Genomic DNA, 17,112 nt, shown 5'->3' with positions numbered 1-17,112 from the left:
GCCCTCGATGGTCTGGCCGAAAATGAGGGCGTCATGCTCGTCTGCACGACCAATTATCTGGACAGGATCGATGCGGCTATCCTGCGGCCAGGCCGGATCGACGCACGGGCCAATGTCCCCCTCCCCGGACCGCGTGCTCTTGAGCGGATGCTGCGGGACGGGCTCGGCACTGGCATCTCCTCCTCCGAGATGGCGCGGCTCGTGCGTGCCGCCACCGGCGGGACGGCTGCAGATGTCGACGGAGCACTCAGGCAAGCGCGCAGCGTCGCCCGGAGCGAGACGCGCGAGGTGACGGTAGAGGACCTTCAGCGGGCTCTCGGCGGTGACATCGAAGATGCCAATCCAGCTTGGGAGCGCCGGGTCGCGCTGCATGAATGCGGCCACGCGATCGTCGGCACATGTCTTGGCATCGGAAGGGTCACGCGCGTGGTTCTGACCCGCGATGGCGGGCAGGCTTGGATGTCCTACGCCACGGGCAAATCGGTTCTCTCGGATCTTGAGGACGAGCTGGCCTACGCCCTCGCCGGCCGCGCAGCCGAGCGACTTATCCTCGGGACCGTGGCCGCCGGAGCGGGCGGCAACGCGATGTCGGATCTCGCGCGTGCAACGCAGACGGCCACGGATATCGATCTGCGGTTTGGCCTCGGCGCGGACCCTCGGACGCGCGCGCGCGGCCTTCCGCGACCTCATGGGCAGCGCAACCGGACTGGCTGCGGCTGTACATGCCGTAAACGATAACCCCGACGGAGATCATACCGACGCGCGCCGCCGATGGGAAGAATCGCCATTTATCGGGCGCCAGCGATCCTATGCAGAGGCCCCGCGGGATCGACCGCCAGACGCTCATTCGGTTCCGCGAAGATGTAAGATCTGGCGCCTTCGGCGGGGTTTACTTCGCGCACCGAAACCCCGCGACCGGCGACATCCAGGGGTTCGAGCAACGCTGGGAGAAGAATGGCGAAAAGAATAAGGCCCGCTTTGCGAAAGGCGGACGCAAGACCGTGAGCGTGCTTGGCGACCCCTCCACCGCCACCCGGATGGTTGTCTTCGAAGGTGGGCTGGACGCCCTCGCCCTCGCCGAGATCGAGGGCCGCGGCGACACTATCTATGTCAGCACGGGCGGCGGCTTCGGTCCATTGTCGGAGGCCGCACTACGCGAGCACGGACGAGGCAAGACGGTGTCCTCCGCCTTCGACAATGACGCCGCCGGGGGCCTGCTCGACGACAAGCTCCGCGCGATCTGGCCTGCCGCCGAGCGCCTTGCTCCACCGTCGCGCATCGAGGGCGCGATGGGTGTCTGCAAGGATTGGCTCGATGTTCTGGTTACCTTGAAATCCATTGGCATCGATCCGCAGAGGATGGAAACCGGAATTGACGTTCCGTCCGAAAGAGAAATTGAGCCGGACCCTGTGGATGAGGATCCGGCCGATCAGCCATTCCCATCGGCAGATGATGGGCCCAGCTTCTGGTAGCAGATGATACCGGGAAAGCCCGGAGGTATCTGGGGACCCGTTCCGCTTCAGCTGGCACGCGTTCTCCTGCCCCACAGGCTTCATCAAGTTCGTTTGCGAAATAGTTTTACGAGCCACGGCCTCAGTCAGGGCTAAATGCGGCGTCTAGCTCCATATACTATTACGCAAGACCTCCGCCGCGCGCTGCACCAGAGCGGGCGATAACACTGCGGCGCCCAGTAAGCCGCCATGCTTTATAGCGCTGGTTTTCCAATTTTATATGAAGGGAAGCTCTGAGCCAGAACGCCTGTCAGGCCAGTTCGCGCAATTCTTTTTCCAAAAACAAAACTGAACGGCGGCGGCGTGGGGTTCAGCGGCGCGCCAAGACATGAAGCAGACGGTCGGATTACTGTCTGAACCAAGCTGGCAGCCCGTCTCACCGGGCGCCCTGCTTTGATGTTGAACAGCGCCGCGTGGGTCTGTTTGCCATCGAACCAAGGTAGGTGTCTGACCAGCCCTTGGCAGTAAATAATACAGTAGGCAGCCAAGGTCCGGTCTGGCCCATACTTCTCTTTTCTGGATGGCGCAGCATCGGGTAGATGGGATGGTGGCCGTGTCCCGGGGAGTGGTGTAGGAACTGGCGTCCACCTGATTCTTCATAGCTGGTGTCGCTCGTTCACTGAGCGGCAATCATCGCCGTCTCATCGTCATGGTCGCACATGGCGGTCAGCTTTTCCACCGGCATGTAGCGGCGTGAGACGGCCCATTCATCATTCTGCTCCAGCATCAGCGCACCTACCAGCCGGATGACGGCCTCGCGGTCCGGGAAGATCCCGACCAAGTTGGTGCGCCGCTTGATCTCCTTGTTGACCCGCTCCAGTGGATTGGTGCTGTGCAACTTCGAGCGCAGGCTCTCGTCGAAGGCAATGTAGGCCAGCACGTCGTGCTCGGCCTCGTCCATGAGCTCGGCGACATCGCGGAACCGCTCGCGCAGGTTGTCGGCGACCTCGCGCCAGCGGTCATGAGCCTGGTCGCGGTCCTGCGGCTGCGTCTAAGCTCGGATGGGGCGCTAGCGCGCCGCAGCAGGAAGAGGAGCGCAGAAGCCTGATCACGCGCATTCGCCCGGCGATGCCCATCATTCGGAAAATTGCGCGGATAGTGACAAAAGCGGTGCAGGCTGTTCTGGCGACCGAACGGGCGCAGCTGGCAAGCGAGGCGACCTACGTCGCCGGACTGCGCGCCGACTGGGATGCCGAGCAGAAGGCAAGGCTGGATCAGCTCAGAGAAGGGCTTGAGTCCGACTGACAGAAATTCAGATCGCTCGCCGGTCGGCAAACCGGGGTCCGACGTAGCCTGCACGAGGCGGTATTCAGGGATCCGCAATACCCATCTTCAATATCCCAGAGCGTGGAGCTTCACCAAGCGTGAGTCCTCCGTAATTTGCCATAGTTTTCCACAGGTTTGACAGCTAGCGACCGCATTAGGAGGCGAAACAATCATGTTCTTTGAGGTATTCTTCAGTCAACCCGGTCCCAGTGACCTCACATCGACATGCATCAAGAACGCCCCTGCTTTTATCAGCTTGCGGCGCACGGAGACGGCACGCCATGACGCGCGGACGGAAGACATACTCGCAGAAGGGGCGGCCGCAACAAGCAACCGCTTCGCTCGCAGTGTCAGCCGATGCCGCTCATGTCGCGCGAATTGAAGCAGCCATGTCCAAGATCGCTCGCGCCCTTCCTTATAATGCAGCCTTGAGCCCGGTGTGGGCGCGACTGGAGCAAATGCTTGGAGTCGCAGTTACGAAACGGAAGAAGGAGACCGACGCGCAGACTAGCGCCCGCGCGTGGTTGGCGGCTCAAAACGAGATGTCGGCCAAAAGTGCAGCTGTGTCAGCCAGCGGCAAACCCGCGCCGTAGCGTTCACGGTTGATGTCATGTCCCATGAGGTCGGCCTTTGCCCTCTCGGGAAAGTTAGCTTTCAGCATCCGATCTTCAAAGGCGTGCCGCAGACTGTAAACCACGTGGTCCTCGGATTCCATGAGACCATTGTTCCGCAAGAATTTGAGTTGTGCGGCTGAGAGCGAGGACGGTGTCTCACGGTAGCGAGGAAAGCCGTTTGGAAACTCTCGTGCAGCTTCGAGGGCGACCCCAACGAGCGGAATGTCCCGGATTGCTCTCTTTGTCTTGACGACACGTCCATCTGCCCGAATTTGAATGTGCGGAACGTTCGCATTCAAAGCCAGTCTAGCCGGTGTAAGGGTTGCAACCTCTGAGGGACGCGCGCCAGTGTTTATGCAGATCAGCAAAATCGCTCTGGCTTCAGGATTGAGCCCGCCGAGCGCACCTTCCGCCAAAAGGCGATTCCTAATCCAATCGGATGAAAACGGAGGGGGTGACACCGCATCAACCTTTGGGAGACGCCAGTTCCTTTTAGGAATTGGCGGGATAAAATCGATTCCCAAGCCGTCGATCACCGTGTGGAGCACGTTGGTCAACTTGTCGAAATCCTTGTTCGCGGTATTGTTGGACCGATCCTCTAGGTCGATTCTTTCGACCCAAAAGGATCGGAACGACAAGAAGTCTTCACGCCGGATAGCCGTTAACGCTCCATCACCGTTCACGGCAATCCACCTATTGAGAGCACGTTTAAATGGGTTTTCCCATTTCCTGATTTGATCACGGGACTTACCCAATCGTCGATCTGGCGTCAGCTTGTAGAATTCGGACCAAACTTCCGACATCAGCAGCAACGGCGCTTCGGCGGTGCCCATCAAGGCAACGGTTTCATCGGGATCAACTACACCAGACGTTTCGCGGATGGCTTCGATTCTTTCTAGCAGCGCATTGTCCGGAAGGGCCGCGATCTGGGTGACTGGCACATAGTTAAAGCCTCTGTCCTGAGCGACCTTGCGAACCGCTTCATATGCCGTTCGCGCATCGGATGCTCGCCCGTCTAGCTTTGCCTGCCAGTGGTCGAGTTGTGCCTCCCAGACACGAGGCGCCTTTTGGCTAGCGTGCCTGTGCGAGTCCGACTCGAGCGAAATGGAGATAATTCTTTTCCGGGTCTCGACCTGCTCATAGCGCTTGGGGATCCGCCTCACGAGATACCAAATTTCGCCTCGCAGCGTCAGATTCAGAGGTTTGTGCATGGCAGGCTCCTACCCATGGAGCAGTAGTATAGCGCAACGTCATGCAAATTGTCATGCACAATGTCATGCAGAAAACGTACCTAATTCTTGAATCCCCTAAATTACTCAGGCAGATCAAGGACTTAAGAGACGATATGTTCGGGAAGTGGCGGACCGAGGAGGTCCGTCAGTTTCGAGGGATTTCCCTTTATATACAAGACGTCCCTTGGGACACACATGCCCTTTACTGCCCCATAGAAACCAATGGGTTAGGTTGAGAATTGGGACACGATTGCGTGGCGGCGGCATTCCACCCATAGTGGCTTAAATCCACTATCAGGCAAGCTGACCAACACAATGACCATAGAAAAGACGCTCTTTGCAGCGGCAGACAAGATGCGTGGGTCGATGGACCCAGGCGAATACAAGCACGTGGCCCTGGGACTGCTATTCCTGCGCTACATCTCCATTGCTTTCCAGCGGAAGTATGATGAGCTTCTGCCCGAGGGCCTGGATGTCGCCGAAGATGTCGATGAATACATGGCTGATGGCATCTTCTGGGTGCCGGAAGCCGCACGCTGGCGGACCCTGTCGGCTCAGTCCAAAGATCCCAAGATCGGCGTCAAGGTGGATGATGCCATGCGCGCCATCGAGGCCGACAATGAGCAGCTAAAGGGCGCCCTGCCCAAGGTATTTGGTCGTGAGGCCCTGGGCGGCCATGTCGTCACCGGCCTGATCGACCTATTCTCGAACATTGAGTTCGAGGGCACCCGCAAGGATTTCGATCTGATCGGTCGGATCTATGAATACTTCATCTCGGAGTTTGCCTCGAATGAGGGCAAGCGCGGCGGGGACTTCCACACACCCAAGCCCGTTGTCGAATTGATCGTCGACATGATCGAACCGCTGAGGGGCCGCATGTATGAGCCTTGCTGCGGCTCCGGCTCCTTCATGGTGCACTCGGAGCGGTTCCTCGATCACCATGCCGGGCGGCGCGAGGATCTGGCCATCTACGGGCAGGAGCTGAACCATACGACCTACGGCTTGGCGCGCATGAACCTGGCCATTCGCGGAATCGTCGCCCGGATCGAATGGAACGATCAGGGCACGCTGTTGCGCGATGCCTTCCCAGATGAAAAATTCGACTTCGCCATGGCCAATCCGCCCTTCAACATTTCGGACTGGGGCGGTGGCATTCTGGCTGAGGATCGGCGCTGGACATTCGGCACGCCCCCGGTCGGCAATGCCAACTTCGCCTGGATGCAGCACATCTACGACAAGCTGGGCAGCACCGGCATCGCGGGCGTGGTGATGGCCAATGGCTCCATGTCGTCCATGTCCAGTGGTGAGGGCGACATTCGCCGCGCCATGGTCGAGGGCGGCGCTGTGGATGCTATGGTTGCCCTACCAGGGCAGCTGTTCTATGGCACCCAAATTCCGGCCTGTGTCTGGATCCTGGCCAAGGACAAATCCAACGGCATCGCCAAGGATGCCAAACTGCGCGACCGGCGCGGCGAGGTGCTGTTCATTGATGCGCGCAAGATGGGCGCGCTGGTGGCAGGGTCGCGCAAGCAAAAGGAACTTTCACAAGAAGAGGTCGTGCGCATCGCCGCCGCCTATCACGCATGGCGGGGGGAGCCGGACGCAGGCTCCTATGAAGACGAGCCGGGGTTCTGTAAGGCCGCCTCTTTGGAAGACATCACTAAACACAACTATGTCCTGACCCCGGGTCGTTATGTCGGCGCAGGCGCGGCCGAAGAGGACGGCGAGCCCTTCGAGGAGAAGTTTGACCGGCTGACAGCGGAGTTGCGGGCGCAGTTCGCCGAGGGGCGGCGACTGGAGCAAGAGATCGAAACGCAGCTTGAGGGTCTTCTATGAATGTAGAGTTAAGATCTTGCGCCACTGTGTTCGACATCAAGGGAGGCACTCAGCCGCCAAAATCGACGTTCATCGACCGTCCGAAAGAGGGGTATGTTCGGCTGGTTCAAATCCGCGACTTCGAAAGTGACGCGCATCCAACTTTCGTCCCTGACAAACCATCGCTCAATAAGTGTGAACGAGAGGATGTGCTCATTGGTCGATACGGTGCAGCGGTAGGTAGAATCTGTTCCGGACTCGAAGGTGCCTACAATGTTGCACTCGTGAAAGTGTTGCCCGCCGAGGATGTGGATCGATCCTATCTAAAGCACCTCCTGCGTAGTCACTTCTTCCAAGACCCACTATTGGGATCCAGTGGGCGCAGCGCTCAAGCCGGTTTTAACCGAGGAGATCTCGCCGCGATCGATCTTCCGATCTTGCCAAGTAGGGATCAAAAAGCTGCCGCTGCCGTCCTCGATGCCCTCGACGACAACATCGAGCTGAACCGCCGGACGAGTGCGACGCTGGAAGAGATGGCGCGGGCGCTTTATCGGTCATGGTTCGTGGATTTCGACCCCGTCCACGCCCGCGCCCTCGGCCAGCCCCCCGCTCACATGGACCCCACCACCGCCGCCCTCTTCCCCGACCGCTTCGGCCCCAACGGCCTGCCGAAGGGGTGGGCGGTCGGGACACTCGGTGACATCGCGTCGAATACCCGGCGGCAGGTGCAGCCCGGCGATATCGAAGCCGCTACCCCCTACATCGGGCTCGAACACATGCCCCGACGTTCTATCGCTCTTTCGGACTGGGGCGAAGCAGGACAGGTAGGCAGCGCGAAGTCGGCAATGCGCCGTGGTCAGATCCTGTTCGGAAAACTCCGCCCATACTTCCATAAGGTTGGCATCGTGCCCACCGACGGCATCTGCTCGACTGACATTCTGGTCATCGACGCGAAGGCCGACTGTTGGCGAGAACTGGTTCTCAGTGTCATGTCGTCGGATGACTTCGTAGAGCACGCCAACGCGACCTCCTCCGGAACTCGGATGCCGCGCTCCAACTGGAAGGACATGGCCCGCTACGATATCGCGATCCCCCCAGAGGCGGTGGTGGAAGCGTTTTCCAGTATCGTCCGCCCCATGTCCAAAAAGATCGCGGCGAGCATCCATGAGGCGCATACGCTGGCCGCCCTCCGCGACGCCCTTCTCCCCCGCCTCATGTCTGGCGAGCTTCGCATCCGCGAGGCCGAGAAGCAGGTCGAGGAGGTCGTCTGATGGTGCGCCCCTACGATGTTGCTGAGCCGCTACTGTTCGGAGATGTGGATCAGTATATCATGGCTTTTGCTCGGGCTAAGTTTGCCTCGCTTGCCAAGGGCGCAATCTCCCGCATGCAGCGATGGGAGGCATCGGGGATTTTTGAAGGTGAGGCGGACGGCTTGCGTAGCCTCTGGGACGAATGGTGCTGGTATCAGGCGAACCACAGCAGCGACACGCCGCTACTCTCAGATGCCATTGAGGAGACACTGGATGAGCTCATCGAAACGGTCGTAAGTGAGTTGTCGAAGACGGAAGCGGTCCTACTGACCAGGGCCGCAGATGCGGAGGCGCCAGATATTCTACACTTCGAGCAACACATTACTCGCAGCAATGCAATGGTAAGTCTCTGCACGAAGGTCGGGATTTATAGATTCGACCAAATGCTGCTTGAGTTCGCGGAGACAATGGGGCTGACCAAGAGCGACGTCGAAGGACCGATGCGGCTCGCCTACAACCATCTGCGCGATGAAATGGAAATCGCAGGCCAAGACGTGTCTCATATGGATAACAGCAAAGCTGTTGTCGCCGAAGTGCGCAGGGTTTTGACCGAAGAGGGAGCGACGCCGCGGAGGCCTATATGGACAACAGAACGCCAAGCTTTTGATAATGCAATGATCGCAGAAATAGTCCGAGAAGTTATATGCGAGGCTGCCAGCCGAAGATGTCTCTCTCGTTTTGAGGTAAATTGATGTTCCAGATCGACCGTTCCGCCAACCGTCTCCGCAAGCTCGAGCGCACCAGCTTTTCCGAGGTGGGGTTCCGGGAGAGAGAGCATCTCCAAGAATGGCTTGCCACCATGCCGGATGCGCTCTGCGAGGCCATGAGCGAGGGCGAGGATGGACTGCTGATCATCCAGAAGGAGTTCGACGGGTTCGATGGCACGCGGGAACGGCTCGACCTGCTGGCGCTTGATCGAAATGGGCAGTTGGTTGTCATCGAGAACAAGTTGGACGATTCTGGTCGGGATGTCGTCTGGCAGGCCCTTAAATACGCCGCCTACTGTTCGAGCCTCAAAAAGGCCGAGATCGTCGGGATCTTCCAGCAATACCTGGACCGGCACGGCGCCGGGGATGCGGCAAGCACCATATGTGAGTTTCTGGGCGAGGATACTCTGGATCAGGTCGTCCTGAATGATGGCACGGACCAGCGGATCCTCTTCATAGCCGCGAATTTTCGGCGCGAGGTGACGGCCACCGTGCTGTGGCTGCGCGATCACCAGATCGACGCGCGCTGCATCAAGGTGGTGCCCTACAAGTTCGGCGAAGAAATGTTCGTCGATATTCAGCAGGTCATCCCCACGCCCGAGGCCGCCGACTACATGATCCGGATGGCCGAAAAGGACAGCGAGGAGAAGAACGCCAAGGGTGCACAGCGCTGGAGCCACCAGATGCGCATGGAGTTCTGGGAACAGGCGCTACAGGCGCTCAGGGGGGCTGGTTTGGAGCGGTGGCAGAACATCACACCCTCCAAGGACCACTGGGTCAATTCCAGCATCGGCGTATCTGGTTGCACACTCACCCTCATTTTTCTCCGCCACGAGATCCGGGTCGAGTTCCAGCTGAACCGTGCTGATCGGGAAGAGAACAAATGGCTTTTCGACCAACTCGCCGAAGACAAAGGCCGCTACGAGGATGCCATGGAGGAGTCCCTGGAATGGCGGCGCATGGACGACAAGAAGGTGAGTATGGTGGTCTCCAAGACGCCCGTCCAAGGCTACAGCAAGGAGAACTGGGATGAGATGATCGCTTGGCTGGTCAAGCACTACCAGAAGATGGACAAGGCGTTCTCCGAGCCCGTGCGCGCGCTTGCAAGCAGAATGAAGCCTGGAGGCAGCAACTGATGGCTTGGAACTCCGAGTCCGACCTTGAAGACTGGATGATGGAGAAGCTGGCAGGGATGGGCTACGCCACCGCCTCGGGTGCAGAGATTTCACCTGAGAAGCGGGATCCTGAACGCCGGAGCTTCCACGATGCCGTGCTGAGGAAGGTTCTGGACAAGGCCCTCCGACGGCTCAATCCCGATCTTCCAGATGGGGCGGTGCAGGAGGTTATGGCGCGTGTTACAGATGAAGTATTCGTCGGCGATCTGATCGCCGAAAACCGTCGCCTTCATGGGCTGATGACGCGCGGAGTTCCGATCACATACTTCAACCAGGGCGAGGAGCGGAGTGACCGCGCCCGGTTGGTGGATTGGGACGACAAAGAGAATGCATGGCATGCTTTCAATCAGGTCGACATGGTCGGCCGGACACCGAGGATCCCCGACCTTGTCATTTTCCTGAATGGCTTGCCGTTGGTCGTTGTGGAATTGAAGGGGACCGAAGGTGCGGACATCGAGGCGGCCTTCAATCAGATCGAAACCTATAAGAGCGACATCCCGAACCTGTTCCGGACTTCGCTCATTTCAGTCATCTCGGACGGTCTGAACGCGCGCTATGGCACGTTGTCTGCGGGCCTCGATCGTTACATGCGGTGGAGGACCATCGATGGCGAGAAAATCCTCTCCGAGCGAGAGGGGCTCGCGCTCAATACCCTGACGGTAGGCTTGCTGAACCGGGCGGTTCTCCTCGATATCCTCCGATGGTTTGTCGTCTTCGAAGATGATGGAAAGGGTCCGATCAAGAAGGCAGCCGGGTATCACCAGCTTCACGCCGTCAGAAAGGCAATGTCGTCGATAATCAGTGCGCGTTGTGAAGATGGTAAAGGCGGCGTGATCTGGCATACGCAGGGATCCGGAAAATCCCTGCTGATGACATTCCTTGCGGGAAGGGCCATGCACCTGAAGGAACTCGAGAACCCAACTGTCCTCGTGCTCACAGATCGCAACGATCTCGACAATCAGCTTTTCACGACATTCGGTCGCTGCCGCGACTTGCTCGGTGAAGACCCGGTGCAGGCGGATAGCATCGTCGACCTCAAAACGTTACTCAATCGTCAGGTTGGGGGGATTGTCTTCTCGACGGTTCAGAAATTTCGCCCTGGGCGCGGTGAGAATTTCCCGCAGATCACAGACCGATCCAACGTCATTGTCATGGTGGATGAGGCGCATAGGACACAATACGGCTTTGACGCAAAGATGGACCAGGTTACCGGAGAGGTGCGCCACGGGCTTGCGCATCATCTCCGTTCAGCGCTCCCGAACGCGGTCTATGTTGCATTTACCGGAACACCGGTGGAGCTGGTCGGGGCCAATACCCGCTCCGTTTTCGGGGATTACATTGATGTCTATGACATCGCCCAGGCAGTCGAAGATGGCGCGACCGTCCCGATCTATTATGAAGGCCGCGTCGCTCGGGTCGAAGTCGCCGAGAACGTGCGTGAAAGCCTGGACGAGGAGTTCGACGAGGCGACCGAGGCCCTCGAAGAAGATGAGGCGACGGCGACCGCGAAAAAATGGTCCCAGATCGAAAAGCTGGTCGGCGCAGGGCCGCGTCTCGATGCGGTTGTCTCAGATATACTGGCGCATTTCGGGGCCCGCCTTGAGGCAATTGACGGAAAAGCCATGATCGTATGCATGAGCCGCCGAATTTGCGTGGATGTTTACGAGAGGATCATCGCTGCGCGCCCGGAATGGCATTCGGACACGGACGAGACCGGCGCGATAAAGGTGGTGATGACTGGCAGTGCCACAGACCCCCAGACTTTTCAGCGGCACATTCGAAGCAAGACGAAACTTGAGGCCCTCAGGAAGCGCTACAAGGACACCTCAGACCCTTTGAAGCTCGTGATTGTGCGGGACATGTGGCTGACCGGGTTCGACGCCCCCTGCATGCATACTCTTTATGTCGACAAACCCATGAAGAGCCACGGCCTCATGCAGGCAATTGCGCGCGTCAACCGAGTTTTCGCCGGTAAACCAGCCGGTCTGGTTGTTGACTACATTGGTCTTGCCGCAGACCTGAAAAAAGCATTAGCACATTATTCGCAGGGGGATCAGGCTCAGACCGGAGTTGATGAACGCGAGGCTGTTGCAGCATTCCTGAGTGCACTCGAGGTCGCTCGAGGACTTTTCCACGGGTTCGACTATTCGCGAGTTCTCAGGGGGTCAGCCGCAGATCGTATAGAAATTCTGCCCGCAGCGGCAGATCACGTTTTGCGAAAGACCCGTGAAGAGGGCACCGAATCCGACAAGGACTTCGGAAAACGTTTTCATGATGTTATCGCGGCACTGGCGAAGGCTTTCAAGCTTGCCGCTGGCTCTCCAGAGGCATCGGCTTCTGCCGAAGAGGTCGCCTTCTTCCTGGCGGTCCGCGCAGCCTTGCAGAAGCTGGATGTTAAAGGGGGACGAGGTCGAAATTCCTCACCTGATTTCGCCATCGAACAGCTGTTGAATAGGGCCGTCGCTTCGACGGAAGTTGTGGATATCTTGGAGGCCTGCGGCTTTGACCGGCCCGATATCAGCGTTCTATCGGAAGAATTCCTTTACGAAATACAGAACATGCAGCACAAGAACTTGGCCGTGGAGGCCCTGAAGAAGCTGCTGAATGGTGAGATCAAGGCACGCACTCGGGGCAACGTGGTCCAGAACCAAAAGTTCTCTGAGCGCCTTACGAATGCGATAGCACGCTACCACAACCGGAGCATTGACGCCCTTCAGGTCATCCAGGAGTTGATCGGAATGGCCAAGGATCTCAGCACCGAGCCTAAAGATGACATGTCAGAAGCCGAGCGTAGCTTCTACGACGCCCTTGCTCAGAACGAGAGCGCGGTAGAGGTCATGGACAACGACCAGCTCAAGGTGATCGCCGCAGAGTTGGTCAAATCCCTTCGAGAGAACTCTGGTGTCGATTGGTGGCAGCGCGATGATGTCCGCGCAAAAATGAGAGTGGCGGTCAAACGAATTCTGCGTCGATATGGATACCCACCTGATCTGCAAGCCGATGCGGTCAAACTGGTTATCAAACAGGCGGAAGCGATGGCGCGTATGATTTAAATTTAAGGACTGCTTATTTTCTAAGCTCTCGATGGTTTATAGCTTTGTGTGATATGTTTCTTATTTAGCAGTCAGCGTCCTGTCCCCATTACTCCTCCATCATGTATCAAATTTCCATCAAAAGGTAACAGAAATGTTGAGTTATTTTTTTCATACTTTTTTCAACAAATCTGTTACCCATCTGAGGATTTACGTTACCCAAGCCATGATAGATGGCATCTAAAGGTAGATTTCAGTCACAAAAATTCATAGATTTTTCAATTTAACTGGGGCGATCCCTAACTCGTCCCGAATCCGGTAAACTGATCTTCTACTAATTTTCATTTTCTTGGCGATCGCTGTGACGGTGGCACCAGATGTGAGGTAATCTCTAACTTTCTCACGATCAATCGACTGGCCCCTCCCTTGATAAACACCCCGCGCCTTTGCGCGGACAATGCCTTCCAACTGACGCTCACGGATTAAAATACGTTCAACCTCAGCGACCATTGAGAACACAGAAAATACAACGCCAGAGTATACATCCTTCCGAGGATCGCCTTCAGGATATAGCGACACATTCTCCTTCAAAAAATGCAGAGAAACACCGCGTCCCAGCAAGTCTTCAGAGATGGCCCCTAAATCTCGCATGGAGCGAGCAAGCCGGTCGATGGAGTGAACGTAGACCTCGTCTCCCTCGCGAACTGTCTGCAAAAGCTCATCGAGCGCCGGCCGAGCACGGGTTGCGCCAGAAATCTTGTCCTCAAAGCTTTTCCAAAGCCCCAAATCGTCGAAATTTTGGCGTTCTAGAGACTGGCCAACGCTGGAAACGCGACGATAACCAAATTTTTCACCAGGCATTACTGACCCTCCGGCATTGGTAGCTCAGCGACCTGCTCTCTAGTTAGACCAAGGTCATTAAGACCACTAAACGGAGCATTGAACATGAAACGCTGGAACAATATCACTACCGCCCAATCATGACCAATTTTAAGAGCATCATCCCAGCAGATTGGCGAAGACTGGCCGTGAAATGATCGTAGAAGGCGCCCCGCTCGGGGCGCAGTTCCACCACCACACTTGAATACCTTCCAAAGTGTTTCGACAGCTTCTTTGCAAATTTCATCACGCTCCAATTTTTCTTCTTTCGTCATTGTCATCATAAATCCTTTCCGGTGTAACTTGATGTATAGACTATCCGGCACATGTGAGACAAAAGGCCAATATAAGACCCATATGCCACACACATTTCTTATGCCGGATGGGTATACTCTAATGTCACATTATTTATTTGAGGTTTAACCACTTCAAACTTCATCACGAGCTGACGACATTACGACCCGCCTAAAGGTGCCCAGGGAGAGCGGATCCATGTATGCCAAAGTAGCTGGCGCAGTCCTAAAGGATGCTTGGGCACCAAACCCAGGTGATCAATGGACCATGGGCCGGGCTTGAACAGCCTCGAGACCCTCGATTAGACGCGTGACCGTTCGCAGATTTAGCGAATGATGTCCTTCGGGATAGGAAGCCAGAAGTCCTCTGAGCGGCTCGATTGCGGACTCTTCCAACTTCCGGTCGCATCCGATGTCGTGCGCAGCAAACATCAACTCGTCGACTGACATTCCAGACAGTCGGACAATCCTGCATCGCGTTCGCAGTGGTTCAGGAATTGTGTCCAAACGGTTTGCTGTCATGATCCACGAAATCCGGCTCATGTCGAACGCCAGCTTGTAGAATGGGCACTCCCAAGACCTCGCACTCATTGGCTCGATAAGGCCCAAAAGAGCATGCAGAACACTGGTCGTCGCTCCGTTCGTGCTCTCAATGATCCCTGACTTGCAAATCTCATCAACGGTAATGATTGGGTTGATAATCCGCGAGTCTAGAATGGTTTCGATAGGCCGACCAGGTTCGCTGCTTGACCATCCGCGGGTCATCCCAGCAATGCGGAAGCCATCCGTCGCCGCCCCTACATCTACCACACAGTTCGGCAATTTCGTGAGTTCCGCGAGGCGCGCCGCGAGATGAGATTTGCCGATGCCTGGTGGGCCCACAAGGATCATAGGCCGGAAGCCAATCCGGCCTTCTCTATCGTGAAACCTGTGGAGGTCGTTCATGAGCGGCTCAAGCGCTTCATCCATCCACGGCATCTCTTCGAACAACTGCGAGACGACTTCATCAATTTTATGGTGAGACGTGAATGAACGCACCTCACCACCGCCCACGACATTTTTCAGGCGATCCTTCTCCTGACGCTTAAGATGACCTGTCGATCGAGTATTTACCGGCTTCGGGCCGAGCAAGCGGTCGATACGACGATGAATCTTCTCCATGTCGTGTTTGAGCAATCCGAACGGACCTTTCGTGCTCCTCTCTCTTGACATGAAGCGTAGGTCTTCGGCGTGTTTGACCAATCGAGCCTCAAGCTCATCAGCTCTTTCCTGGCGAGAGTCGTTCAGGTCGCAATTTAGTAGAAATGGTTCGGTATGCGTCATGATCCATCCAATCCAATGCATGAATGGGCAGCCACAGCTCTCATCTTTCAAATATTCTGAAGGTTAGACACGCTAGAAGCTGCCCCGAGTCAGGGCTTACGAATTGAACGGAAATATTCGAAGCGCGCGTGTCATGGGCTTGAAGATGGACCACGCCCAGACGTTTTTCAAGACGGGTATGTGATAAAACTGACCAGTGCTATGCTAGTGTTCTGCACCTGACGCAAGATACCCGCGTGAATACAGGCGTGAGGTTATGAAGCAAGTAGTGCGAGTGAAAACGACAAATTACTGCAGGCAGTCCGAAGCGGACCCAGCCTTGGAGATCACCAAATGGAGGGAGAACACGCAGGTCGGGCGGATTGCTGCCCTTCCCTGCATACTGCATAAATGATTTAGATGAGGGAGAAGCAGAGTTTCCAAACCGAGACGTTACGCAAAAATTGACCCCTGCTATACCAGCAGCATGATCTCGGCACTTAAACTGCTGCCATCAAAACTAAAGGTAACTCTATGGACAAGATAATGAGGGTGCTCGAGACGGAGATCGAGAAAATTCCGCACAATCTCATGCGCCTTGCTCTGGAAAAGAAGCTAAAGGAAAAGGGTGTGGCGGATGAGAGCGCAATTATAGAGATAGTTGATCACATTCTTTCCGGCCAAGACGCGAACCTCGAATGGGATGATGGCACCGAAGAAGAAGTGAATATCGAATTCACGCAACAAGATGAAGACGAAGTCCTTGAGGAAATAAATGATTTTTTGGATGGAGGACTTCAGGACGTCATTCGGGAAACAGTAGACGGCTGCGTCAACAGCACGTTGCAGCAATACCGGAAAATCTCTGGAGAGGTGTTGGACCTAATGAGAAATGAAACAAAGGGCTTTGAAGAACGCACATTCGAACGATGGAAGCCTGCTCTGGATCATCTTGAAATGATGTGGCACATTTCCCAAGAACTGGGCGAAGCTCATTCAAAAGACTTTGACGCCGATCAAGCGGAAGACACGCATGCGATCATGTCAGCGCTCTCTGCAATTTTCCCAAAAGCACTAATTGTCACCCAAGAAATTATTTGCCTACTGAAGGGTGGCTATCCTGATGGCGCTCTGGCGAGGTGGAGATCCTTGCACGAACTAACTTTGTCAGCGATGTATATCTCAAAGGTAGGTGAGGAAGCTGCGCTTAACTACCTATTGAGCTTTCACTTCTCTGCACGCATAGCTGCTCGCCAACTTAACGAATTCGCCGACCGAGCACAAATGGCGCCATTTTCGGAAGAGGAGCTTCGAGCCTTCGACGATAGATGCGCGGCAGCCGAGCTAAAGCTTGGAAGAACATTCGCAAAAGACAAAGCTGGCGAGTGGCCAACCATTAATTTGAAGCACCGAAACTACGCTGATATGGAGAGGCATGTTGAAATGGACCATTGGAGGCCAAGATACAAGTGGGCCTCAAGGCACACTCATGCAGATTTTTCTCCTAATGAGAAGTTGCTGGGCATGTCAGAAGCGAAAAGCCCTGTTGTGTTAGTTGGCGCGAGCAACTCTGGATTTGCGGATCCGCTTATGATGACTGCAATTTCTCTTGCCCAGATTACCAGCACTTATCTCTTGGTGACGCCGAACCTCGATCGGGTAGTGCATTCACAAGTTATCTTGAAATTATCCGACGAGATGAATGATATTGCAATTAAGGCACGGGACAATACCCACGAGGCGTTTTTGGAAAGCGGCCAGAAAGCGCCCGTTTAACGTCCATACTTTGAACGCCCCAAAAAATAAAAACTAAATATCATCCACCCGCACCGACAACAAAATTTCAAAGCCGACACCCTCTGCGGAGGCAGACGGCAGAACTCGATCTCTTGCGTGCGGCCTTTAGAGAAAGAACCAGTCATAGACCGCAAGAGGTCGGAATGTCCGCTTCGGGCCGGTCGTGCTCTCAAGGCAGA

General features: G+C 56.1%; 13 protein-coding genes and 1 pseudogene. 9 read left to right on the top strand and 5 right to left on the bottom strand.

Annotated features, from left to right (window positions below; genetic code table 11):
* Together DC366_RS11185 and DC366_RS11180 are read left to right on the top strand one after the other, a co-directional pair.
* On the top strand, positions 1 to 738 hold a 738-nt coding region (locus tag DC366_RS11185), incomplete at its 5' end, for an AAA family ATPase (protein ID WP_133176201.1).
* Positions 739 to 809: 71 nt separating this feature from the next.
* Entirely contained in the window at positions 810 to 1,472 is a 663-nt protein-coding gene (locus DC366_RS11180) for a toprim domain-containing protein (protein ID WP_108692281.1), read from the top strand.
* A 655-nt stretch (positions 1,473 to 2,127) separates the two neighbouring features.
* Here the strand turns inward: DC366_RS11180 and DC366_RS11175 are convergent.
* Positions 2,128 to 2,493: pseudogene (locus tag DC366_RS11175) on the bottom strand (transposase); the annotation flags it as partial.
* A 116-nt stretch (positions 2,494 to 2,609) separates the two neighbouring features.
* Between DC366_RS11175 and DC366_RS19875 the strand changes: the two are divergent.
* Positions 2,610 to 2,756, top strand: coding sequence for a hypothetical protein (locus tag DC366_RS19875; RefSeq protein ID WP_165802888.1), 147 nt, complete (start codon positions 2,610 to 2,612; stop codon positions 2,754 to 2,756).
* A 553-nt stretch (positions 2,757 to 3,309) separates the two neighbouring features.
* Here the strand turns inward: DC366_RS19875 and DC366_RS11170 are convergent.
* Positions 3,310 to 4,602 carry a site-specific integrase gene (locus tag DC366_RS11170; RefSeq protein WP_108692279.1) on the bottom strand — a complete coding sequence of 431 codons (1,293 nt, stop codon included), beginning with the start codon at positions 4,600 to 4,602 and terminating at the stop codon, positions 3,310 to 3,312.
* Between the two features lie 336 nt (positions 4,603 to 4,938).
* Between DC366_RS11170 and DC366_RS11160 the strand changes: the two genes are divergently transcribed.
* The 5 genes from DC366_RS11160 to DC366_RS11140 are packed head-to-tail and all read left to right on the top strand — an operon-like array spanning position 4,939 to position 12,683.
* The gene (locus DC366_RS11160; RefSeq protein WP_108692277.1) at positions 4,939 to 6,459 is read left to right on the top strand and encodes a type I restriction-modification system subunit M; all 1,521 of its coding nucleotides are present in this window, start codon (positions 4,939 to 4,941) and stop codon (positions 6,457 to 6,459) included.
* Positions 6,460 to 6,485: 26 nt separating this feature from the next.
* Entirely contained in the window at positions 6,486 to 7,709 is a 1,224-nt protein-coding gene (locus DC366_RS11155; RefSeq protein ID WP_165802887.1) for a restriction endonuclease subunit S, read from the top strand.
* On the top strand, positions 7,709 to 8,440 hold the full coding sequence (locus DC366_RS11150; RefSeq protein WP_108692275.1) for a hypothetical protein: 732 nt from the start codon (positions 7,709 to 7,711) through the stop codon (positions 8,438 to 8,440). The genes DC366_RS11155 and DC366_RS11150 overlap by 1 nt, the downstream gene beginning before the upstream one ends.
* Complete coding sequence (locus DC366_RS11145; RefSeq protein WP_108692274.1) at positions 8,440 to 9,591, top strand: DUF4268 domain-containing protein; 1,152 nt, start codon at positions 8,440 to 8,442, stop codon at positions 9,589 to 9,591. The genes DC366_RS11150 and DC366_RS11145 overlap by 1 nt, the downstream gene beginning before the upstream one ends.
* On the top strand, positions 9,591 to 12,683 hold the full coding sequence (locus DC366_RS11140; protein ID WP_108692273.1) for a type I restriction endonuclease subunit R: 3,093 nt from the start codon (positions 9,591 to 9,593) through the stop codon (positions 12,681 to 12,683). Before DC366_RS11145 ends, DC366_RS11140 begins: the two co-directional genes overlap by 1 nt.
* A gap of 246 nt (positions 12,684 to 12,929) precedes the next feature.
* Here DC366_RS11140 and DC366_RS11135 read toward each other — a convergent pair whose 3' ends face one another.
* From DC366_RS11135 to DC366_RS11130, 3 genes are all read right to left on the bottom strand, one after another.
* A complete protein-coding gene (locus DC366_RS11135) occupies positions 12,930 to 13,523 on the bottom strand; it encodes a recombinase family protein (protein WP_108692272.1) in 594 nt (197 codons plus the stop codon).
* The gene (locus tag DC366_RS19660; RefSeq protein ID WP_133176200.1) at positions 13,523 to 13,816 is read right to left on the bottom strand and encodes a hypothetical protein; all 294 of its coding nucleotides are present in this window, start codon (positions 13,814 to 13,816) and stop codon (positions 13,523 to 13,525) included. The genes DC366_RS11135 and DC366_RS19660 overlap by 1 nt, the downstream gene beginning before the upstream one ends.
* Positions 13,817 to 14,092: 276 nt before the next feature.
* On the bottom strand, positions 14,093 to 15,157 hold the full coding sequence (locus DC366_RS11130; RefSeq protein ID WP_165802886.1) for an AAA family ATPase: 1,065 nt from the start codon (positions 15,155 to 15,157) through the stop codon (positions 14,093 to 14,095).
* Between the two features lie 525 nt (positions 15,158 to 15,682).
* Between DC366_RS11130 and DC366_RS11125 the strand changes: the two genes are divergently transcribed.
* Positions 15,683 to 16,912, top strand: coding sequence for a DUF5677 domain-containing protein (locus DC366_RS11125; protein ID WP_133176199.1), 1,230 nt, complete (start codon positions 15,683 to 15,685; stop codon positions 16,910 to 16,912).
* Positions 16,913 to 17,112: the final 200 nt, after the last annotated feature.

This window comes from Pelagivirga sediminicola (assembly GCF_003072125.1).
In the GTDB taxonomy this organism is placed as follows: domain Bacteria; phylum Pseudomonadota; class Alphaproteobacteria; order Rhodobacterales; family Rhodobacteraceae; genus Roseovarius; species Roseovarius sediminicola.
The sequence above is the reverse complement of the archived record's forward strand: the minus strand, read 5'-3'. Positions and strand labels throughout refer to the sequence as shown.